At 61.6% G+C, this 20080-nt stretch carries 22 protein-coding genes; 15 read left to right on the top strand and 7 right to left on the bottom strand.

Translation table 11 applies throughout. The features are described from left to right. Positions 1-8: 8 nt before the first annotated feature. Entirely contained in the window at positions 9-2117 is a 2109-nt protein-coding gene (locus FHX03_RS00335; protein WP_183851935.1) for a S9 family peptidase, read from the bottom strand. Between the two features lie 253 nt (positions 2118-2370). Here FHX03_RS00335 and FHX03_RS00330 point away from each other — a divergent pair, with 253 nt between their 5' ends. Further along, positions 2371-2760, top strand: coding sequence for a DUF930 domain-containing protein (locus FHX03_RS00330; RefSeq protein WP_003587774.1), 390 nt, complete (start codon positions 2371-2373; stop codon positions 2758-2760). A gap of 91 nt (positions 2761-2851) precedes the next feature. Next, on the top strand, positions 2852-3640 hold the full coding sequence (locus tag FHX03_RS00325; protein ID WP_183851933.1) for a polysaccharide deacetylase family protein: 789 nt from the start codon (positions 2852-2854) through the stop codon (positions 3638-3640). 28 nt (positions 3641-3668) lie between these two features. Here FHX03_RS00325 and FHX03_RS00320 read toward each other — a convergent pair whose 3' ends face one another. From FHX03_RS00320 to FHX03_RS00310, 3 genes are all read right to left on the bottom strand, one after another. Then, entirely contained in the window at positions 3669-4961 is a 1293-nt protein-coding gene (locus FHX03_RS00320; RefSeq protein WP_183851931.1) for an NAD(P)/FAD-dependent oxidoreductase, read from the bottom strand. Between the two features lie 18 nt (positions 4962-4979). Then, complete coding sequence (locus FHX03_RS00315) at positions 4980-6146, bottom strand: AI-2E family transporter (RefSeq protein WP_183851929.1); 1167 nt, start codon at positions 6144-6146, stop codon at positions 4980-4982. A gap of 175 nt (positions 6147-6321) precedes the next feature. After that, entirely contained in the window at positions 6322-7182 is an 861-nt protein-coding gene (locus FHX03_RS00310) for a VOC family protein (protein ID WP_183851927.1), read from the bottom strand. Positions 7183-7475: 293 nt separating this feature from the next. Here FHX03_RS00310 and FHX03_RS00305 point away from each other — a divergent pair, with 293 nt between their 5' ends. From FHX03_RS00305 to FHX03_RS00290, 4 genes are all read left to right on the top strand, one after another. Then, complete coding sequence (locus FHX03_RS00305) at positions 7476-7895, top strand: universal stress protein (protein WP_097627655.1); 420 nt, start codon at positions 7476-7478, stop codon at positions 7893-7895. 126 nt (positions 7896-8021) lie between these two features. Beyond that, positions 8022-8690: a PAQR family membrane homeostasis protein TrhA gene (gene trhA, locus FHX03_RS00300; RefSeq protein WP_183851925.1), complete on the top strand. Its 669-nt coding sequence runs from the start codon at positions 8022-8024 to the stop codon at positions 8688-8690. A gap of 99 nt (positions 8691-8789) precedes the next feature. Next, a complete protein-coding gene (locus FHX03_RS00295) occupies positions 8790-9299 on the top strand; it encodes a GNAT family N-acetyltransferase (RefSeq protein ID WP_183851923.1) in 510 nt (169 codons plus the stop codon). 139 nt (positions 9300-9438) lie between these two features. Then, positions 9439-10140: a pentapeptide repeat-containing protein gene (locus tag FHX03_RS00290; RefSeq protein WP_183851921.1), complete on the top strand. Its 702-nt coding sequence runs from the start codon at positions 9439-9441 to the stop codon at positions 10138-10140. Positions 10141-10324: 184 nt separating this feature from the next. On the opposite strand, the gene msrB is transcribed toward FHX03_RS00290, so the two are convergent. Then, positions 10325-10738, bottom strand: a complete 414-nt coding sequence (gene msrB / locus FHX03_RS00285; protein WP_097627663.1) for a peptide-methionine (R)-S-oxide reductase MsrB — start codon at positions 10736-10738, stop codon at positions 10325-10327. Between the two features lie 189 nt (positions 10739-10927). Between msrB and FHX03_RS00280 the strand changes: the two genes are divergently transcribed. The 9 genes from FHX03_RS00280 (at position 10928) to FHX03_RS00240 (ending at position 18237) form a co-directional block, all read left to right on the top strand. Next, positions 10928-11143: a hypothetical protein gene (locus FHX03_RS00280; protein WP_097627665.1), complete on the top strand. Its 216-nt coding sequence runs from the start codon at positions 10928-10930 to the stop codon at positions 11141-11143. Positions 11144-11258: 115 nt separating this feature from the next. Beyond that, the gene (locus FHX03_RS00275) at positions 11259-13619 is read left to right on the top strand and encodes a putative monovalent cation/H+ antiporter subunit A (protein ID WP_183851919.1); all 2361 of its coding nucleotides are present in this window, start codon (positions 11259-11261) and stop codon (positions 13617-13619) included. After that, complete coding sequence (locus FHX03_RS00270; RefSeq protein ID WP_097627669.1) at positions 13619-14038, top strand: Na(+)/H(+) antiporter subunit B; 420 nt, start codon at positions 13619-13621, stop codon at positions 14036-14038. Before FHX03_RS00275 ends, FHX03_RS00270 begins: the two co-directional genes overlap by 1 nt. Next, positions 14038-14415 carry a Na+/H+ antiporter subunit C gene (locus FHX03_RS00265; protein ID WP_097627671.1) on the top strand — a complete coding sequence of 126 codons (378 nt, stop codon included), beginning with the start codon at positions 14038-14040 and terminating at the stop codon, positions 14413-14415. Before FHX03_RS00270 ends, FHX03_RS00265 begins: the two co-directional genes overlap by 1 nt. A gap of 250 nt (positions 14416-14665) precedes the next feature. After that, the gene (locus tag FHX03_RS00260; RefSeq protein WP_183851918.1) at positions 14666-16219 is read left to right on the top strand and encodes a Na+/H+ antiporter subunit D; all 1554 of its coding nucleotides are present in this window, start codon (positions 14666-14668) and stop codon (positions 16217-16219) included. After that, positions 16216-16689, top strand: coding sequence for a Na+/H+ antiporter subunit E (locus FHX03_RS00255; protein ID WP_131711496.1), 474 nt, complete (start codon positions 16216-16218; stop codon positions 16687-16689). Before FHX03_RS00260 ends, FHX03_RS00255 begins: the two co-directional genes overlap by 4 nt. Beyond that, complete coding sequence (locus FHX03_RS00250; RefSeq protein WP_097627679.1) at positions 16686-17036, top strand: cation:proton antiporter; 351 nt, start codon at positions 16686-16688, stop codon at positions 17034-17036. Before FHX03_RS00255 ends, FHX03_RS00250 begins: the two co-directional genes overlap by 4 nt. Continuing rightward, on the top strand, positions 17033-17365 hold the full coding sequence (gene mnhG / locus FHX03_RS00245; protein WP_097627681.1) for a monovalent cation/H(+) antiporter subunit G: 333 nt from the start codon (positions 17033-17035) through the stop codon (positions 17363-17365). Before FHX03_RS00250 ends, mnhG begins: the two co-directional genes overlap by 4 nt. A gap of 440 nt (positions 17366-17805) precedes the next feature. Continuing rightward, the gene (locus tag FHX03_RS00240; RefSeq protein WP_003569414.1) at positions 17806-18237 is read left to right on the top strand and encodes a MucR family transcriptional regulator; all 432 of its coding nucleotides are present in this window, start codon (positions 17806-17808) and stop codon (positions 18235-18237) included. A 213-nt stretch (positions 18238-18450) separates the two neighbouring features. Here the strand turns inward: FHX03_RS00240 and FHX03_RS00235 are convergent, their stop codons facing one another. Both FHX03_RS00235 and FHX03_RS00230 read right to left on the bottom strand, forming a co-directional pair. Beyond that, positions 18451-18873 (bottom strand): SufE family protein, encoded by a 423-nt coding sequence (locus tag FHX03_RS00235; protein WP_003587751.1) that lies wholly within the window; start codon positions 18871-18873, stop codon positions 18451-18453. A gap of 289 nt (positions 18874-19162) precedes the next feature. After that, entirely contained in the window at positions 19163-19657 is a 495-nt protein-coding gene (locus FHX03_RS00230; protein ID WP_097627683.1) for a DUF5330 domain-containing protein, read from the bottom strand. Positions 19658-20080 lie beyond the last annotated feature (423 nt).

The raw sequence follows: 20080 nt of genomic DNA, 5'->3' as shown, positions 1-20080 counted from the left end.
TAAAGATTTCACATCTTCCCCGCCACCTTGATCGCAAACGCATACTCGAACGCAATCTCCTCCAGCCGCTGGAAGCGCCCGGAGGCGCCGCCATGGCCGGCGTCCATGTTGGTCTTGAGCAGGATGGGTGCTGCGCCGGTCGTCTGGTCGCGCAGCTTCGCCACCCATTTGGCCGGTTCCCAATAGGTGACGCGCGGGTCGGTCAGGCCGCCGAGCGCCAGGATCGGCGGGTAGGCTTTGGCGCCGACATTGTCATAGGGCGAGTAGGCGGCGATCTGCTCGTATTCTTCCTGGCTGTCGATCGGGTTGCCCCATTCCGGCCATTCCGGCGGGGTGAGCGGCAGCGTGTCGTCGAGCATGGTGTTCAGCACGTCGACGAAGGGGACGGCTGCGATGATGCCGGCGAATTTTTCCGGCGCCATGTTGGCGACGGCCCCCATCAGCATGCCGCCGGCCGAGCCGCCCTCGGCGATGATCCTCGCGTAAGAGGTGAACTTCTGTTGATTCAGATAATCTGCAGCAGCGACGAAGTCCTTGAAGGTATTCGTCTTCTTGTCCATCTTGCCGTCTTCGTACCAGGAAAATCCCTTGTCCTTGCCGCCGCGGATATGGGCGATGGCATAGACGAAGCCGCGATCGGCAAGCGACAGGCAATTGGTGTTGAAGCCGGCCGGAATGGTGATGCCGTAGGCGCCGTAGCCGTAGAGCAGGCAAGGTGCGGTGCCGTCGAGCGGCGTGTCCTTGCGATAGAGCAGGGTGACCGGCACCGTCTCGCCGTCCCGGGCGGGCGCGAAGACGCGGCGGGTGACGTAGTCGTCGGGATTGTGGCCCGACGGCACTTCCTGCGTCTTGAGCAGCGTCCGCTCGCGCGTCACCATGTTGTAGTCGTAGAGCTGCGACGGTGTCGTCATCGAGGAATAGGAGAAGCGGATGACATCCGTGTCGTATTCCGCCGCACCCGAAAGCCCCAGCGAATAGGCTTCCTCGGCGAAGGCGATCGCATGTTCCTCGCCGGTCGCCCGATCGCGGATCATGATCTGCGGCAGCCCGTCCTTGCGCTCCAGCCAGAGAAGATGGCGGGCATAGGCCATGTGGCTGATGATCAATGTGCCGGGCTTGTGGGCAACGACTTCGCGCCAGCTCTCCTTGCCTGGATTGTCGACAGGCGCTTCCATGATCTTGAAATCCTTGGCGCCGTCGTCATTGGTTAGGATGTAGAAGATATCGCCGCCCTCGGTCAGGGAATATTCGATGCCTTCCTCGCGCGCCGCCACCAGCTTCGGCTCAGCGGTGAGGTCCTTGGTCGACAGCAGCCGGTATTCGCTGGTTTCGTGATCGTGAATGTCGATATAGATGACATCGTCGAGCAGCGAGCCGCCGACGCCCATGAAGAAGCCGGCATCGGCCTCCTCATAGACCAGCCGGTCTTCCGACTGCGGCCGGCCGACAATATGGTGGAACACCTTGGAAGGCCGGTGGTTCTCGTCGAGCGCCGAATAGAAGAAGCTCTTGCCGTCGGGCGCCCAGACGCCGCCGCCGCCGGTGTTCTCGATCCGGTCGGCAAGGTCCTCGCCGGTTGCGAGATCGCGGACCTTCAGCGTGTAGAATTCCGAGCCCTTGTCGTCATAGCTCCAGATGCCGTGGCTGTGATCGGTCGTATGGTCGAGGCCGGCGAGGCGGAAATAGGCCTTGCCCGATGCCTCCTTGTCGCCGTCGAGCAGCACCGTGCGGATCGTCTCATCAGTGACGTCGCCGTCGCGGGCGATGCGGAAATAGCGCGGCTGTTCGCCGCCGGTCACGTAGGAGGTGCCATAGGCATAGGCGCCGTCCTTCACCGGCACCGAGCTGTCGTCTTCCTTGATGCGGGCGCGCATTTCCGAAAACAGCAGCTTCTGCAGCGGTTTGGTGTCTTCCATCGCGGCGTTCATATAGGCGTTTTCGGCTTCGAGATGCCGGCGGATCTCCGGGTCGAGGATCGATGGATCCTTGAACATCGCCTGCCAGTTGTCGGCACGCAGCCAGGCATAATCGTCCGTGCGGGTAATGCCGTGGCGCGTATCGGAGACGGGCTTCTTCGGTGCGGCAGGCGGTGTCGGCAGGCTGTTGAAAACGGACAAGGAATGGCTCCGGATCGGGATATCGGGTTGGCAAGAGATAGAGGCGCACTGGTCCCGGATCAAGCGGCAAGGCTGCGTCAAGGCGGTGGATAAGCTTCCACAGGCTTGGAGGCTACCCTGCCGGCCTTGCCTTGATGTCACCACAATATTTAAGAATGTCCGCTATCGCAGAGCGAAATTTACACGTGCCAAGCCCCCGGCAAGCTGCCTGTGGCAGGGTGAAGAATGGACAACAGCAAGGGATTTCTCCGCAATGCCGAAACATCTGCTCCTGTTTGTATCCCTCGTCAGCCTTGCTGCCCCTGCCTTTGCCGTCGATCCCGCCATCAAGAAGCAGCTTGAAAAACTCGATCCCTCCACCCGCCTGGAACAGAGCTGCGACACTGAGGCAATGAGCCGCATCAACCAGGACAGCGCCGGCTTCAAGCCCGACAAGGTGATTGCCTATACCTTCAAGGACCCGATCCCCGGCGACAATTCGCTGCAGGCGCCGGGCGCCGTTTTCCGCAGCAAGGGCGACTGGTACCATCTCTCCTACAATTGCATCACCGGCCCGCAGCATATCAACGTGCGCGAACTGAATTACCAGATCGGCGACAAGGTGCCGCGCGAGAAGTGGGACAAGTATTATCTCTACGATTGATCGCCTGTCCCATTGACTGCGCTAACAGGCCACATGGTTTTGGACGAATGCAGTCGCTAAACTTGGCCGATCGAATCGTAGAAGTCCTTTCATGAACCGCATCTTGCTTGCTTCGGCGTTTCTTCTGGCCGGCCTGTCTACGCTGTGCGCGGCCGAAGCGCCGCCGCTGCCGGCCGCCGCCGCTCCGCCCATGAAGAGCCCAGCGGTAAAGCTCGTCGAGCCGCATCTGCATATTGCCCGCTCCAACATATCAGGCCATGCCCGCATTGCGCTGACCTTCGATGCCTGCATGGGCCAGGCGGACGAGCGCATCCTGTCGACGCTGGTGCGTGCGCGCATCCCGGCGACGATCTTCGTCACCGCCCGCTGGCTGAAGCACAACCCCGCAGCCCTTGCCGTGTTCCTGCAGAACCCTGATCTCTTCGAACTCGAAAATCACGGAGAGAACCATATCCCGGCCGTCGACACGCCGACGCTGGTCTATGGCATCGCCTCGGCCGGCTCGCCGCAGGCGGTGAAGCAGGAGGTCGAGGGCGGCGCCGCGGCAATGACCGCGGCGGGCATTCCCGCGCCACATTGGTTCCGCGGCTCGACCGCCAAATATGACTTGTCCGCCATCGGCGAGATCCGCGCCATGGGCTATCGCATCGCCGGTTATTCGGTAAACGGCGACGGCGGCTCGCTGCTCGGGGCCGTCATCACCGAAAAACGCATCGCCTCGGCCAAGGACGGCGACGTCGTCATCTCGCACATCAACCAGCCGACCCATGCGGCGGGCGAGGGGGTGGCGAAGGCTCTGGTCGATCTCAAGATGAAGGGGACGGAGTTCGTTCGTCTGGAGGATGTCGAGGATATGGGTGACGACAAGACGACGGAGTAGTTTTGTGGCTAACGGTGTGCCGTGGCCTCTACCGCAACTCATTCCCAGCCCCCAGCCTATCCTCTCCAAACCGTCGCAGCCCCGGCCCATCCCTGTCGAGCGCGAAATCCTCGAACCAGTCGCGATGCATGCCGGCCAGCATCGCGCCGATCATCTGGGCGGCGAGATAGGAAAAGGTGATGCCGTTGCCGCCGTAGCCGTAGGCTGCGAACACATGCGGCATATGGGGCACCGGGCCGATCAGCGGCAGGCCGTCGGCGGTTTCGCCGAAGGTTCCGCACCAGGCGTGCTCCACCCGCGTATCCGCTTTCGGCCATAGCCGATTTATCTTCTCGCGAATCGCCATGATCTTGGCCGGCAGTTTGAGGTCGCGGGCTTCGGGATCGGCCGTGCCGTCATCCTCGCCGCCGGCGACGATGCGATTGTCCTCTGTCGTGCGCATGTAGAGATAGGGGTGGCTGTCCTCCCATATCAGCGCCCTCTCGCGCCAGAAATTTGCCGGGTCCTGGGGTACGGTGGCGAGCGCCCAGCTCGAACTGGTGCGGTGCAGCTTCGGCATGTAGAGGCCCGGCATCGAATAGCCGGTGGCAAGCACGGCATGCCGCGCCTCGATGACGTGGCCTCCGTCCGTCTCGGCCGTGACGTGATCGCCTTCACTGTGAAGCGCGGTGACGGAAGCATTGACCAGCCGCGCGCTGCGCCGGACGGACATTTCGATCAATGCCCAGGTCAGAAGCAGCGGATCGGCCTCGGCCGAACCCGGCGAATAGATTGCCCCATCCCGATCGAGTTCGAACTGGGTGAAGAGGTCGGGATGTTCGAGATAGACGCCGGGCAGGCCGGCCCGGCGGCGAAGTTGGCGCTCCTCCAGCAACTCGCGCGCGCCTTCCTGGTTGGCGGCGAGATAGAGCGTGTTGCGCGGCCGGAAACCGCAGGCAATCCCGTGTGCGGCGATCAGTTTGGAAAGGCCGGCGACCGCTGCTCCGCTGCGGCGGTAGATGCCGGCGGCGCGTTCGAAGCCGTAATAATCCTCAAGTTCGGTGAGCGTGCTGTCGATTTCCCATTGCAACATCGCCGTGCTCGCCGCAGTGCTGCCGAAACCGGGCTCCTCCCGGTCGATGATAACAACGGAAAAACCGCGCGCCGTCAGATGTTCGCCAACCAGGGCGCCGGTGATGCCGCCGCCGATCACGGCGATGTCGGTGGAAAAGCTCTGCTCGATCGGCCGCCATTCCGGCCGAATGCCGCTTTTCCCCCAGAGCGATCGACCGCTGACCATCTGGTCGTGATCGTATTCGTTGAGAGTGAGATCAGACGCCACCACTATCTCCCCGGTTGATCATTTCGGCAATTGCGGCTGCGGCTTTTCCTCGATCAGTAGTTCGTCGATGACAGTCATGACGATTAGCGAAAGCGGAAGCGCCAGCATGGCACCGACGGCACCCCACATCCATGTCCAGAACAGGATGGCGAGGAAGACGACGAAAGGATTGATTTCCAACCGCCGTCCCATCACCGCCGGGAAGATCAGGTTTTCCATCAGGAGATGCACGGTGAAGAAGGCTGCGGCCGGCATCAGGCCGACGAGGAGGCCATCATGGGTCAGGATGCCGGCGACGGCGACGGCCAGCGTCATCAGCGTGATGCCGAGATAGGGGATGAAGCTCGACAGGAAGGCGAAGAAGCCCCAGAGCACCGGCGCCGACAACCCGCCGGCATAGGCGATGACAGTCATGACAACGCCGAGTCCGACATAGATCAGCGAGGCCGTCGCGAAATAAAAGCCGAGCACTTGCTCGACGGCGTTGATGACACGGATGGCGGCCAGGCGCTGCGTGCGAGTGCGGAAGGTCATGATGATCGTCTTGCGGAGGTTGACCCGACCCGCGAGGAAGAACAGCAGCGCCGCAAAGAAGATCATCCCCTGCACCAGTGCCGGCGTCAGGCTGCTCGTCACCACGTGCAGCACGTTGCCGGTGTTTTCGAGCAGCGCACCGATCGACATCGACCCGCTTTCAAATGTCGCCGGCGTGATATGCAGCCATCTGATGCGCTCCAGATAAGGCATGACGCGGTTTATCATTCGCTCGGCGAAGGCCGGGCCCTCATTGGCAAACGTCATCAGCGGATCGGCGAGCGAGTTGATGAGCAGGAAGATCACCAGCGCCACGCTGCTTGACAGGATAAAGGCGTTGGCAAGCCGCGGCACTCCCATCTTGCTGAGCTTTTCCGCCGCCATGCCGAGGATCATGCCGACGACGACGGCAAGTGTGATCGGGATGAGGATCAGCGACATCAGATAGACCGCGGCAAGGAAGAGAATTCCGAAGATGCCGATGATCGCCCAGGCCATGCTTATATCCAGGCCGTCTTTCTCAAGCCGGTGCAGCGGTGCCGGCGGCAGCTCTTCGGCTGCCTCCTTCAGTGTCTGCGCCCAGGCGCTGGTGCGGCGTTCGCCGATCGCAATCTTCTTGGCTTGTTTGCGGATGCCATTGGCGATGCCCATGCGGTGAGGTCCCCCGAAGCCCATTGCTTCGTGACCGAAACGCGCCGACGCGGTTCCGGTTCCCTGAGGCAAAGGGCTAGCCGGCAAACCGCACGCGGCACCTCTTCACACGCATTGTTTTGCCCGCATGGCGCGAATGTTTTCGGCCGTTTCGGGCTGATTCGCGCTTGGGAAATTACGCCGAAAGCGTCAGGCCGATACCCCAGGGATCCTTGAGGAAGGTGCCGCCATCGCGCTTCTCGCTCTTGATCTCCAGCGCATCGAGCTTGGAGATCGCCGCATCCAGCGTCGTCTTGTCGTTGAACCGGACCTTGTAGTCCGAAAGTCCGGTCATATTGTCGGCGCGGGCGGCGGCACCCCGGCTGTTCCAGATATTGGCGGCGAGATGGTGATGGTAGCCGCCGGTCGCAAAGAAACTGGCACCGGGACGGCTCGCCATCAGCTTGAGGCCGAGCACGTCGCGATAAAAGGCGTCGGCCTGCGGGATGTCGCCGACCTGCAGATGCAGGTGGCCGATCGCCGTTCCCGCCGCCATGCCGCCCCAGCGTTCGTCCGGTGCGCTGTCGTAGAGCGCCTGCAGGTCGAGGCGCAGCGTCGCCATCTCCACCATGCCGTCCTGCTGGAATTTCCATTGCTCGTGCGGCCGGTCGGCATAGATTTCGATGCCGTTGCCTTCCGGGTCGGACAGATAGATCGCCTCGCTGACGAGATGGTCCGAGGCGCCGTCGAGCACGACATTGTTCTGGGCCGCATGGCGCAGCCAGCGCGCCAGTTCGGCGCGATCCGGCATTAGGAAGGCGGTGTGGAAAAGGCCGGCCGCGTTGCGCGGCGCGATCGCGGCATCCTTGGCCGTCGTTAGCGTCAGCAGCGGCAGATCGCCGACACCCAGCACCTGGCCGCTCGCCGTCTCCTCGATGACCTTCAGGCCGAGCATCGATTGATAGAAGCCGGACACGAGAGCAAGGTCCTTCACGACGAGATGCGACTGGTCGATATAGGCGGGCCGCGTCAGCGCGTAGGAAGTTTCGGTCGTCATGGATTGGTCTCCTGCCTGTGATCTGTCCTGTTGAAAGGAAGGCGTGCCGGCGGTGGCGGCAAATGTGCCGCCTGCAGCAGGCCGAGGAAGTTTCGCCGGTTCATTCGCCTCTGTCTCCTCTCAGCCGCCGTACCTGATCTCTATATGGCGGATCGCGATTGTTCACAGAAGACCCGTTTTTGATGATGAAGTGTTGAGCGGGTGTTGACGATGACTTGCGCCCACTTGATCGCGGTGAATGCGTCCATATCTTCTTTAGAGGATACTTATACATCTCAGTCATGGAGGGAGCCATGTACAGGAAGATCATCGTAGCGATCGCGCTCGGGGGCATCGAAAAGGGAGAAAAAATCCTTCGCAAGGCCGCATCGCTGCTCGACGACGGCGGCGAGATCGTCGCACTCAACGTCATCGAGGATGTCCCGACCTATGTCGCGATCGAACTGCCGGCCAATATGGTCGAGGATGCCATGCAGGACAGCCGCGACCAGCTGAAGGCGCTAATAACAGAAACCGGCATTGCGGCAACCGTAGAGATCCGTAACGGTCCGCCCGCCAAAGCCATCATCTCGACCGCCGAAAGCTACGGCGCCGACCTCATCATCGTCGCCTCGCATGTTCCGGATTTTTCCAACTACTTCATCGGCGCTACCGCCGACCGGGTCGTGCGCCACGCAAAATGCTCGGTGCTCGTCGACCGGCAAAAGGTCTGATTGCGCGAGCCGTCTCGGCGCCAGACAGCCTGTTACGAAGATTGACCGCTTGTGCGGTTCGCCGCAGTTGCGCGCCCGTTCGTTCGATGCGACGATTGCCATTGGGTCTGAAACGGATTGGCGTGCATGGCCGAGTTCAACGGCATTCGCTGGGCTTACGACAGATACGAACTGATCGCCGACGGCATCGTCCATGGCGTCGGTCTCGTGCTGGCGCTGATCGGCGCCACGGTGTTGATCTTCTACGCCACGCTCTGGAGTTCGTACGGCGCTCTCGCCGCCGCCTGGATCTATGGCGTCGGGCTGGTGCTGACGCTAGCCATTTCCTTTTCCTATAATGCGTGGCCGGTCTCGCGCACCAAATGGTATCTGCGCCGCTTCGATCATTCGGCGATCTTCCTGTTGATCGCCGCCACCTACACGCCCTTCCTCGAACGCGGCGCAGACGACCCGCTGCTTCTGTTCATGCTGGCGGCGATCTGGCTGTTTGCTGCTGCCGGCATTATTCTGAAATGCGTCTTTCCCGGCCGTTACGACCGTGTCGCCATCCTGCTCTATCTCGCCATGGGCTGGAGCGGCGTGCTGGTGGCCGAACCTGTCGCCTCGCGCATTCCCTCCGCCTCGATGCTGCTGATCGTCATCGGCGGGGTCATTTATTCGCTCGGCGTCATCTTTCATGTCTGGGAGAAGCTGCGCTTCCAGAATGCCATCTGGCACGGTTTCGTCGTCACCGCCGCGGCCGTGCACTATTCGGCCGTCTTCACCTGTTTCAGCCTGTCGGCGCCGGGCGTCTGATAAAGATCGCGCCCGGCGTCTCTCGCAGGTGGATCCGCCGTTTACATCTTTTGGGGCAGGGCGTATGCCGCCTGTCGCAGACAAAACGAACAGGCAATTATGAAAGACACTGTCCTCCTCCGCGACGCCACCGAAACCGATCTTCCCGCCATCCGTGATATCTACAGTCACGCCGTCGAACACACGACGGCGATCTGGAACGAGACGCTAGTCGATCTCGAAAACCGGCGGGAATGGATGAAGGCGCGCAAGGCCCGCGGCTTTCCCGTCATTGTCGCCGAGCTGTCGGGCAAGGTCGCCGGCTATGCCTCCTATGGCGACTGGCGCGCCTTCGACGGTTACCGCCACACCGTCGAGCATTCCGTCTATGTCGACAAGGATTGCCGCGGCGCCGGCATCGGCGAGCGGCTGATGCGCGAATTGATCGTCCGCGCCGCGGCGGGCAATATTCATGTGATGATCGCCGGCATCGAGGCCGAGAACACCGCCTCGATCCGGCTGCACGAAAAGCTCGGTTTTCGCATCGCCGGTAGATTTTCCGAGGTCGGCACCAAATTCGGCCGCTGGCTGGACCTCACCTGCATGGAGCTTCGCCTGCCTTCGGCCTAATCCGGCATCCCTCGGGCCCCCGGGCATTGCCATTGTGAACGGCGCTCTCCATCTTTTTATTGTAGTCAGAGCTGTGTAAGAAAGTAGAGGCGACCGGCTTCGAGGGTGGCCTTAGAATGGTATGGAGGTGAACAGTTCAATGGCAAAGCACGGATCGTCGCTCGGTCTCCTTGCCCTCGTTCTTCTGGCATTTCCGCCGGTCGCCGCCCGGGCCGCCGATTGCGGCAGCCTGGCCTCGCCGAAGCTCGACTGGCAGGAATGCACCAAGAAGAACCTGATGCTGCAGGGCAGTGATCTCGAAGGCGCCAACCTCGTCGGCACGGATTTCTCGCTGACTGATCTCGCCGGCGCCAACGTCAAATCCGCCAATCTCGAAAAGGCGACTTTGGTGCGCGCCTCGCTCGAGGGCGCACACGCCGAAGGCGCCAGCTTCGCCAAAATCGAAGCCTATCGCGCCAGCTTCGCCAATATCATCGCCGAAGGCGCTTCCTTCGCCGGCGCCGAGCTGCAGCGAGCCAATTTCGCCGGCGCCAGGCTTGCCGGCGCGAGCTTCGAAAAAGCCGAACTCGGTCGCGCCGATTTCGACAAGGCGGTGCTGACCGGCACGAAATTCTCTTTCGCCAATCTCTCCCGTGCCGATCTCTCCGGCGCAAGTTTGGAAGGCCCGGCGATCTTCGAGCGCGCCTTCATGTTCCTCACCCGCATCGAAGGCCTCGACCTCTCCGCGGCATCCGGCCTCGAACAAGCCCAGATCGACCTTGCTTGCGGCGACACCTCGACCAAGCTCCCCGCCGGCCTCTCTGCGCCGACGACCTGGCCATGCCCTGCCGAGCATGAGTGATCAGTCAAGACTCGCCAGCCGGATCGTCGCGCTGTAGGCCCGGTTTTGCGCCGAAAGCTTACCCCTCACCCTCTCCCTCTCCCCGTAGAAACGGGGCGAGGGGACGTGCGATACGAGACGTATCGTGGAACGGAGAAGTTGCCGACAGGCGAATGAAGGGCAGGTTGCCTCCTGCGCCGAACGTCTATTGCCCCGGCTCAAACACCATGGAATGGCCGTTGATGCAGTAGCGCAGGCCGGTCGGCGGCGGGCCGTCGGGGAAGACGTGGCCGAGATGGGCTTCGCAGCTGCCGCAGCGGATTTCGGTGCGCACCATGCCAAAGGCGGTGTCGCGATGCTCGGTCACCGCATCGGGCGAGACGGCTTCGAAATAGCTCGGCCAGCCGCAGCCGGCGTCGAACTTCGTGTCGGAGCGGAACAGCGGGGCGTTGCAGCCGACACAGCGGTAAAGCCCTGTCTCGAAGGAATCCCAATAGGGGCCGGTGAAGGCGCGCTCGGTGCCGTGCTGGCGGGTGATGCGGTATTGCTCGGGGGTGAGCTGCTCTTTCCATTCCGCATCGGTCTTGTGGATCTTGGCGGTGGTTGCGGTTTCGGACATGCCATGCTCCTTTCGCCGAGGGGCGGTTCCATTTTGCCAGAAAATGTGGTGCGCCGTCGACAGTTCATCAAGACTTGGGCACCATCCCGCCCCATTGACCATGTACCGCTTTTTGGGGAGGGCGCCTGCTCTTACATCCGTTAGGGGTTTTCTGTTAGGGTTAATGTTACGTGTATAGGGGAATCACTGGTGTTTGAAGCAGCAATCGTCCTGCTCTACGGCTTCGTAGCCGCAGCCGCCATGGCGGTCACGCTCCTGGAGGGCTGGGCCAACCATGACGGCTTGACGCTCCATCGTCTGGCGGGGCTTTTCGCCTGCCTGCTGTGGCCGCTGACGCTTCTGGTCTTTATCCTGCACGGCTGCGTTGTCCGGTTGCTGACCCGTCTTTCCCGATCGGCCGCCTGATTACGTCGAATAGCTCCTGCGGCCGAAATCGCTTGAGACGCCCTCCCGTTTCGCCTAAGTCAGAAGACAGGCCGGTTTTCGCTGGTGCGTCGTTTATCGCTGTTGGGGAGGAGATATGGCCGATGTCACGGCTTTGACATTTCTGGCCCTGTGTCTGCCGCTTGTCGGCGCTCTTGCCGCTCCTCTCGTCATCCGCATCTTCGGCGCCAACGGTGCCTGGTTTCTGGCGCTCGCGCCCTTGCTCGCCTTTCTGCATTTCCTGCGTTTCGTGCCCGCGATCGCGCGCGGTGAGGTCGTCGCCGGCGGTTATGCCTGGGTACCGAGCTACAATCTGTCCTTCTCCTGGTTTCTCGATGGCTTGTCGCTGGCTTTTGCACTGCTGATCACCGGCATCGGCACCCTGATCGTGCTGTATGCCGGCGGCTATCTCAAGGGACACAAGGATCAGGGCCGCTTCTTCTCGTTTATCTTCCTCTTCATGGGGGCGATGCTCGGCCTCGTCGTTTCCGACAGTTTCCTGATGCTCTTCATCTTCTGGGAGCTGACGTCGATCACCTCCTTCCTGCTGATCGGCTTCGATCACGAGCGCGAGGCGGCGCGCCGCGCCGCCCTGCAGGCGCTTGTCGTCACCGGCGGGGGAGGGCTCTGCCTGCTGGCCGGCCTGCTGCTGCTCTGGAACATATCGGGCGTCACGCAGCTGTCGCAGCTCATGGCATTTGGCGATGCCGTGCGCGAAAGCCCGTTCTATCTCGCTGCCCTTATCCTGGTTCTTGCCGGCGCCTTCACCAAGTCGGCGCAGTTTCCCTTTCATTTCTGGCTACCGAACGCCATGGAGGCGCCGACGCCGGTGTCGGCCTACCTGCATTCGGCCACGATGGTGAAGGCGGGTGTCTATCTGCTGATGCGGCTCAATCCCGTCATGGGGGCGACCCCCGCCTGGGAAATCCTTCTGCCCTTCTTCGGCGGGTTGACGCTGGTGGTCGGCGCCACGCTCGCCATCGGCGAGGCCGACCTGAAGCTCAAGCTCGCCTATACCACCGTCTCCTCGCTCGGCCTGCTCGTCATGCTGATCGGCTTCGGCTCCGAACATGCGGTGGAGGCGGCAGCGCTCTATCTGGTGGCGCATTGCCTTTTCAAGGGTGCGCTGTTCATGGTCGCCGGGATCATCGATCACGAGACCGGCACGCGCGATGTCACCAGGCTCGGCGGCCTCGGGCGGGCGATGCCGCTGACGTGGGTCATCGCACTTGCGGCGGCCCTCTCCATGGCCGGTCTGCCGCCCTTCTTCGGCTTCCTCGCCAAGGAGGAGATCTATACGGCACTCACCGGCGGCGATGTCCGCGCGCTTACCTTCACTACCATCACCGTCTTCGGCAATGCGCTGATGTTTGCCGTCGCCTTCGCCGTGGCGCTGAAACCCTTTCTCGGCCGGCCGGTGGAGACGGAGAAACATCCGCACGAAGCGCCCGTCCTGCTCTGGCTCGGCCCGGCCGTTCTCGCTGCCCTCGGCCTGCTTGCCGCGATCTTTTCGAGCTTCACGCACGCTGCCCTGTCGTCGCCGATATCAGCCGCGATCCGCCAGACCCCTGCTGAGATCGACATTTCGCTGGCGCTGCATCCAGGCGTGCCCTTGGCGGTCTCCGCTTTGACAGTGCTTCTCGGCATCGGCGTCTATTGGCAGCTCGCCCGCGCCCGCGTGGCGATGGCGATCTTCCTGCGCGCCGCCGGGCGCGGGCCGGATCACGGATTCGATCTTGCCATATCGGGCCTTGTCCGCTTCGCCGCCCGCACCATGCGTATTCTGCAGCCGGGGCGGCTGCAAATCTATATCGCCTGCACCTTCCTCTCGGTCGCCGCCATCCTCATCATCCCCCCCGTCGTCTTTGGTGAATTGCCGCAGCTTCCAGCCTGGCCGGCGGATGTCCGGCTCTATGAATGGGCGGTTTTGCTGATCGCTGCGGTCGGCCTTGCCGCCGTGCTCGTCGCCCGCGACCGGCTGACGGCAATCGTCTCGCTTGGCATTCAGGGTTTTGCCGTCGCTATCATCTTCCTGCTGTTCGGGGCGCCGGATCTCTCCTTCACCCAGTTCATGGTCGAAACCCTGTCGGTGGTCATCCTCGCCCTGGTCATGACCAGGCTCCGCCTCTCCCCGGACGATCGGCGCCCGCTTGGCCGAAGGCTCTTCGACGGCGCGCTTGCGCTCGTCTGCGGCCTCGGCTTCACGCTTATGCTGATGCGGGCAACACAGGTGCCGTTCAACGATGCGCTGACGGTGTTCTTCAACGCCTATTCGAAAACGATTGCCCATGGCGCCAATGTCGTCAACGTCATCATCGTCGACTTCCGCGGCACTGATACGCTCGGCGAAATCGCCGTCGTCGCGGTCACCGGCCTTGCCATCCTGGCGCTGATCCGCATCCGCGCCGGCACGGAGCGCAAGCTTGCCGCCAATGATCCAGTGGAGGCCGAGGGCTGATGCATACCCTGATCTTCCGCACCATTGCCCCGTTCCTCACCGCGCTGATGCTGCTTTTCTCCGTCTTCGTGCTGCTGCGCGGCCATAACGAGCCGGGCGGTGGCTTCATCGGCGGGTTGATTGCCGCTTCGGGACTGGCGATCTATGGCATTGCTCTTGGTGTTGCCGCCGTTCGCCGCGCGCTTTTCTTCCATCCGCTGTCGATCGCCGGCTTCGGCCTGCTGCTGTCGACGCTATCAGGTCTTCTCTCCATCCTTTTTGCCGTTCCCTTCATGACCGGCCTCTGGGTCTATCCGAACCTTTTCGGTCTCGAAGTGCCACTGTCGAGCGTCATGCTCTTCGACGTCGGCGTCTATCTCGTCGTCTTCGGCGCTATCACCTCGATCGCGCTGACATTGGAAGAAAAGGAGGTGGAATGATGGAGCCGCTTCTGGCGATCCTCGTCGGCCTGTTTTTCGCTGCCGCCATCTATCTGATGCTGTCGAAATTCACGATCCACATCATGCTCGGCATCGCCATCCTCGGCAATGCCGTCAACCTGCTGCTCTTTACATCAGGCCGGCTGACGCGCGAGGTGCCGCCAATCATCCCGGCGGGTCTCGACGCCTTGCCCGCCGGCACCGCCAATCCGCTGCCGCAGGCACTGATCCTGACGGCGATCGTCATCTCCTTCTCCTTCCTCGCCTTTCTGCTGGTGCTGACCTACCGCGCCTACCAGGATCTCGGCACCGACGACACCAGCGAAATGCGCGCCGCCGAGCCCGACGACCGGCCGCTGCCGCCATTGGGGTATTGATGCAGATGTTGGTGCTGGCGGTTACACCCCTCTGCCCTGCCGGGCATCTCCCCCACAAGGGGGGAGATCGGCTGGGGGCGAAGTCTCACCCTCGTCAGATGCCTGAGATAGACGAAGCGGCTGGGGGTGCAATTGATATATCGGCAAGGGCGCGCGTCTTGCCGATCTCCCCCCCTGTGGGGGAGATACCCGGCAGGGCAGAGGGGGGCATCCCACGGCACGCCCCTCGCGTTCCCAAAGGCCACGCCTGATGGCCGCTCCCACCTCCGCCGTCGATCTCTCCGCCGCCCTGATCACCGCCCCGGTGCCGATCGGCCATTGGCTTGCCATTCTGCCGGTCGCCCATTGCATCACGCTCGGCGCCGTCCTGCTGATGCTGCGCGCCTACCCCCGCCTGCAGGCCTGGCTGGCCATTTTGGGCCTTGTGTTGCTGGCGCTGATCGATGCGGCGCTGCTGGCCAAGGTCGTGGCCGAAGGGCCGCTCACCATGGTGATGGGCCGCTGGCTGCCGCCCTTCGGCATCGCCTTCACGGTCGACCTCTTCGGGGCGCTGATGGCCTTCACTTCAGCCCTTGCTGCGCTCGCCGCCGGCATCTATGCGCTGACCGATATCGGTGACAGCGGCCGGCGATACGGGTTTTTCCCGCTGCTCATGCTGCTGATGGCCGGTGTCAGTGGCGCCTTTCTCACCGGCGATATCTTCAATCTCTATGTCTGGTTCGAGGTGCTGCTGATCTCCTCCTTCGGGCTGATCATTCTCGGCTCCGAACGTCGGCAGATCGACGGTGCGCTGAAATATGCGGTGCTGAACCTCATCGCCACGACGCTGTTCCTGATCGGCGTCGGCATCCTTTATGCCGTCTTCGGCACCCTCAACATGGCCGATATCGCAGTAAAGGCGAGGGATTTCCGCGCCACGGCGCCGCTGATGACGCTGGCAAGTCTCTTCCTGCTCGCCTTCGCCATGAAGGCGGCCGCCTTTCCGGTCAATTTCTGGCTCCCAGCAGCCTATCATACACCGCGCATCGTGGTCTCGGCGCTGTTTGCCGGCCTGCTCACCAAGGTCGGCATTTACGCATTGATCCGGGTGGTCGTCATGCTGCTGCCGGTGGAGCGCCAGGAATTGAGCCTGCTGATTGCGCTTATCGCCGCGGCGACCATCCTCGTCGGCGCGCTCGGCGCGCTTGCCGAAAACGATATCCGCAGGCTGTTCGGCTATGTCGTCATATCGGGCATCGGCAATATGCTTGCCGGCGTCGCACTTGGCGGTACGGGCGGCGGCATCAGCGGCGCAGTCTTTTACGCGCTTCATTCCATGGTGCTGATGACGGCGCTTTATCTTGCCGCTGGTGAAATCGCCCGGCGCGGCGGCGGCTTTCTATTGTCGACGCTCGGCGGCCTCTACCGCCAAAGCGGCGGCTTCACCGCGCTCTCCCTGGTGCTCTTCCTTGCCGCCTGCGGCCTGCCGCCCTTTTCCGGCTTCTGGCCGAAGGTCATTCTCGTCAAGGCCGCGCTCGATAGTGGCGCCTGGTGGCTGGCGGCCGTGATCCTCGCTGGCGGTTTTCTGACGACGATCGCCTTTGGCCGCCTCTTTCTGCTCGCCTATTGGCGCCCGGCGCCGATGGCCGCGAAACCGGCCGCAGCCCTCTGGGGCACCGGCTTCCCGCTTGCCGCGCTGACGGCGCTGGTCGTCGGCTTCGGCATCCTGCCGGAACAGCTGCTGGCGCTGTCGCAATCGGCCGCCGCCGGTCTTGCCGATCCGGAAGCCTATGTTCATTCGGTCTTTCCCGGAGGCATCAGGTGATCGCATTTCTCTTCAATCTTCTGCTCGCCATTGCCTGGGTCGCCGTCACCGGCAGCGCCTCGCTGCACAATCTCGTTCTTGGCTTCCTGCTTGCCGCCCTTTCGCTCGCCATCATCCGCGAACCCTTCGGCGGCAAGGGATATCTGCGCCGCGCCAGCCTGGTGTTCTCGCTCGCCCTCTTGTTCCTGAAGGAATTGTCGCTGTCGGCCTGGAGGGTCACACTCACCATTCTTTCGCCCGATATGAAGCTGAAGCCCGGCATCTTCGCCTTCCCCCTGACGGTGACGAGCGATTTCGAGATCACTCTGCTGGCAAACCTCATCACCCTGACACCCGGCACGCTTTCGGTCGATGTCTCCACAGATCGCCGCACGCTCTATGTCCATGCGCTCGATTGTTCCGATCCCGAGACAGCCAAGCGCGATATCGCCAATGGTTTCGAGCGCAAGATCATGGAGGCTTTCCGGTGATCACACCTGCCGCCATCGTCGCGGCCGCATCCTCGGCTGCACTCATCATCCTCGGCCTGGCACTGATTCTGACGGTCTGGCGCGTCGTTGCCGGCCCGACATTGCCGGATCGCATCCTCGCCCTCGATATGCTGACCGGCATCGCCATAGGTTTGATCGCCGTCATCGCGGTCAAAACCGGCTTTTCGCTCTATATCGATATCGCCATTTCGCTCGGCCTCGTCGGTTTCCTGGCAACGGTTGCCTTCGCCCGATTCGTGCTGTCGCGCGGCAACATCAAATCGCCGGCGTCCGCATCTCCGGCAAAGGCCGGCGCCAAACGGCGTGCGGGAGGGAAGAAACGATGATGGATTATATCCTGGCCGGCACCACTGCCTTGCTGCTGATATCGGGTGCGCTCTTTGCTCTTTCGGCAGCGATCGGACTGGTCCGGCTGCCGGACCTCTATACGCGTATGCACGCGGCCTCGAAGGTCGGGACGGTCGGTTCCGGTCTGCTGCTTCTTGCCGCCGGCCTCTATTCGCAGGAACTGTCGATACTCGCCCGCGCCATTGCCGGCTTCGTCTTCCTGCTGCTGACGGCGCCGGTCTCCGCCCATCTGCTGGCCAGAGCCGCCCACCTTTCGGGATATGCGCTCGGCGCCGTCTCGGTCCGCGACGATATGCGAAAGCGCTGAGCCTGTGCTGTTTCGCTGCTTTACCAGATTTATGCAAAACTTATGCACAGGAAGCTGTGAGTAAAGCTTGCCAGAACGCGCCTTAATTCTTCATCTGTCATTTTTTCTCAAGAAAAACGACAAATAATAATTGGCCTTTCGACCAAACGATGGTATTTGAAAATGCAAGTAGAGTTCTGATTGTGAATCGCAATCGTACTGCTTCCAAGTCTCTCAGTTTTGATTTTTTATGTCTAAACTGGGGCCATCGCGTGGGGCATGACGTAGTGATTTGCAGCCAGGCAGTATTAGAACAGGTCTCGCTCTTCGGAATCTAGGGGTGGATTTCGCGTTTTTCGAAACAGAAGGTCGCTTCCCGTGCTTTTGCTGTTCGCTTCTACGAGGCGGGTCTTTGACGTAACAGTCAAAGGCCGTTTGAGCATGCTAACAGGAGAAAAAATATGACGGAAATGGCGACCGGCAATGCGCCGGAGCTGCTTGTGGAACTGACAGCCGACATCGTCGCGGCTTATGTCAGCAACCATGTTGTCCCGGTCAGCGACCTGGCAAATCTGATTTCCGACGTGCATTCGGCACTGAGCAACACGTCCGTACCGCAGCCTGCTGCGGCCATCGTCGAAAAACAGAAGCCTGCAGTCTCTGTCCGCAAGTCCGTACAGGACGAGCAGATCACGTGTCTGGAATGCGGCGGCAACTTCAAGTCCCTCAAGCGTCACCTGATGACGCATCACAGCCTCTCGCCGGAAGAATACCGCGAGAAGTGGGACCTGCCGACCGACTACCCGATGGTAGCGCCCGCCTATGCCGAAGCGCGTTCGCGCCTGGCAAAGGAAATGGGCCTGGGTCAGCGCCGCAAGCGCGGCCGCGGCTGAGCTTTTTCGAAAGCCATCAACGACAAAAGCCGGGTCTTGTGCCCGGCTTTTCTGTCTGTGCTTGCGGCGGCGCCTCTGACCTATGCTTTGCGAGCAGCCGTAGAATGTATTCCTATACTATCAGCAAGTGTTAATGTACTGATTCGTTGATCGTAGCGCTTCCTGAATCGCTTGGGGCGCGGCGTCTCTCAGAACCCCTTATCGCAAGCGCGTTCAGGCCGCGGCGCGAAGCTTTGCTTCCTCACGGATCCTGTTGACCATCGATCGCAGTCCATTCGAACGCTGCGATGACAGGTTCTCCACCAGACCGATCTTCGAGAAGATCTCGAAGGCATCAAGGCCGGCGATCTCCGACGCCGTCTTGCCGGAATAGGTGGCAAGCACGATGGCGACGAGGCCGCGGACGATATGGGCGTCGGAATCCCCTTCGAAACTCATGACCGGGTTGTCGGGATCACCTGTTGTATGCGTCACCAGCCAGACCTGGCTGGCACAGCCCATTACCTTATTTTCGGAGGTACGCTTCTCCTCGGCGAGGTCCGGCAGCGCCTTGCCGAGTTCGATGACATAGCGGTAGCGGTCTTCCCAATCGTCCAAGAAGGCGAAGTCGTCGATGATCTGGTCGAGGGATGCCATGGGAAAGCCTTTCAATCTTAAAACTGCATATAGGTGAAAGACCGGCGGATTTGAACCGTTAAAGCGCGCCGCGTCGAACAGGATTCATGCGACACGCTTCAATTCCTCGTTTTCATGCGTGTCGTGATCTCTAAACCGCGGCACGCGTCCTGGTGACATGCATGAAAAAGAAACGCCGTGAGGGATGGGCATCCTCACGGCGCAGCAACATGCTGAATTAAACAGGGCAGGCACGTCAGGCATGGGGCATTTCCGCGTCGTGCGGGCCACCGATGCAAGCTTGGAAAATCTAGATCGCCGGCTTCGGCGTCGGCAGCGGGATCGCGCCGGTGACAACCGTCTCGGCGGAGGCGTCATCTTCGACCGGCGGGCGGTAGGGCATCGGCTGGTTCAGCGCGGCCTTTGCCTCGCGTACCTTTTCCTGGATGGCGGGTGCCGTAAGCGAAGGCATGGTGAGAGCCACCGGCATTTGCGTTTCGGCATGTTTTGCTGTCGCCGGCGTCTCGTCCTTGAACTGGCTGTCGAGCAGTTCATAGGCGACGTGGGCGCCTTCACGCGCCCGGTAGCCGAGTGCGGTGAGCGTTTCGGCGCCCTTGGCGCAGACCTCGGGTTTTTCTGAGCACATGCCGGTGAGATAGTCATAGGCGCCGCTTGCCGCCGTAAAGGCGTCGGAAAGCTGCAATTGCGGGCCGCTGGCGAACTTGTCGGAACCCTCCGTGCTAAAGACGGAAAGGAGCACGAGCACAAGGCCAAACCAGAAGGATCCTTTGATTAGAAACCACATTGTCGTTGCCCATCCTGTTTTCCCGTCCGGTTCTTGTCGCCGAATCAGGCCGGTTGTCCGGTGTGATTTCACCCTACCGCCAAGTTGCGAATGCCGCTTTTCGAAACTCACGCGCATTTGCGGCAAATTTAGTTCAAATTTTAGCGAACGGTATTTGACGGACATTTTAGTCGAATGCGAGCGATCGCCGTTAAGCATCAGGGCAGCACCTCGCTGCAATTGCAGGGCTTTTGCCAGCTCGCCTTGCCACAGGAGTTAACGCAATGCTGAAATATGAGGAAAATCCGTCGCTTACCTGCCATTAACCACAAAAGGCAAAGAGCCTTTCAGATGCTTCAAAACGGGATTTTCGGGCCTTTTCGGCTGTGAACAGCGCTTTTGCCTTATCCTTTCTTTAAGCCGCCGGGGCCTATTGTCCGGATC

It is taken from the genome of Rhizobium sp. BK456 (assembly GCF_014194045.1).
In the GTDB taxonomy this organism is placed as follows: Bacteria; Pseudomonadota; Alphaproteobacteria; order Rhizobiales; family Rhizobiaceae; genus Rhizobium; species Rhizobium redzepovicii.
This window is presented reverse-complemented; position numbering and strand designations above follow the sequence as displayed.

What these genes read in the sequence shown, in the direction of transcription:
- FHX03_RS00330 (WP_003587774.1), top strand. Translation starts at nt 2,371, where the DNA reads ATGCCGAAACATCTGCTCCTGTTTGTATCCCTCGTCAGCCTTGCTGCC.
- FHX03_RS00325 (WP_183851933.1), top strand. Translation starts at nt 2,852, where the DNA reads ATGAACCGCATCTTGCTTGCTTCGGCGTTTCTTCTGGCCGGCCTGTCT.
- FHX03_RS00315 (WP_183851929.1), bottom strand. Translation starts at nt 6,146, where the DNA reads ATGGGCATCGCCAATGGCATCCGCAAACAAGCCAAGAAGATTGCGATC.
- FHX03_RS00310 (WP_183851927.1), bottom strand. Translation starts at nt 7,182, where the DNA reads ATGACGACCGAAACTTCCTACGCGCTGACGCGGCCCGCCTATATCGAC.
- FHX03_RS00305 (WP_097627655.1), top strand. Translation starts at nt 7,476, where the DNA reads ATGTACAGGAAGATCATCGTAGCGATCGCGCTCGGGGGCATCGAAAAG.
- trhA (WP_183851925.1), top strand. Translation starts at nt 8,022, where the DNA reads ATGGCCGAGTTCAACGGCATTCGCTGGGCTTACGACAGATACGAACTG.
- FHX03_RS00295 (WP_183851923.1), top strand. Translation starts at nt 8,790, where the DNA reads ATGAAAGACACTGTCCTCCTCCGCGACGCCACCGAAACCGATCTTCCC.
- FHX03_RS00290 (WP_183851921.1), top strand. Translation starts at nt 9,439, where the DNA reads ATGGCAAAGCACGGATCGTCGCTCGGTCTCCTTGCCCTCGTTCTTCTG.
- msrB (WP_097627663.1), bottom strand. Translation starts at nt 10,738, where the DNA reads ATGTCCGAAACCGCAACCACCGCCAAGATCCACAAGACCGATGCGGAA.
- FHX03_RS00275 (WP_183851919.1), top strand. Translation starts at nt 11,259, where the DNA reads ATGGCCGATGTCACGGCTTTGACATTTCTGGCCCTGTGTCTGCCGCTT.
- FHX03_RS00270 (WP_097627669.1), top strand. Translation starts at nt 13,619, where the DNA reads ATGCATACCCTGATCTTCCGCACCATTGCCCCGTTCCTCACCGCGCTG.
- FHX03_RS00265 (WP_097627671.1), top strand. Translation starts at nt 14,038, where the DNA reads ATGGAGCCGCTTCTGGCGATCCTCGTCGGCCTGTTTTTCGCTGCCGCC.
- FHX03_RS00260 (WP_183851918.1), top strand. Translation starts at nt 14,666, where the DNA reads ATGGCCGCTCCCACCTCCGCCGTCGATCTCTCCGCCGCCCTGATCACC.
- mnhG (WP_097627681.1), top strand. Translation starts at nt 17,033, where the DNA reads ATGATGGATTATATCCTGGCCGGCACCACTGCCTTGCTGCTGATATCG.
- FHX03_RS00240 (WP_003569414.1), top strand. Translation starts at nt 17,806, where the DNA reads ATGACGGAAATGGCGACCGGCAATGCGCCGGAGCTGCTTGTGGAACTG.
- FHX03_RS00235 (WP_003587751.1), bottom strand. Translation starts at nt 18,873, where the DNA reads ATGGCATCCCTCGACCAGATCATCGACGACTTCGCCTTCTTGGACGAT.
- FHX03_RS00230 (WP_097627683.1), bottom strand. Translation starts at nt 19,657, where the DNA reads ATGTGGTTTCTAATCAAAGGATCCTTCTGGTTTGGCCTTGTGCTCGTG.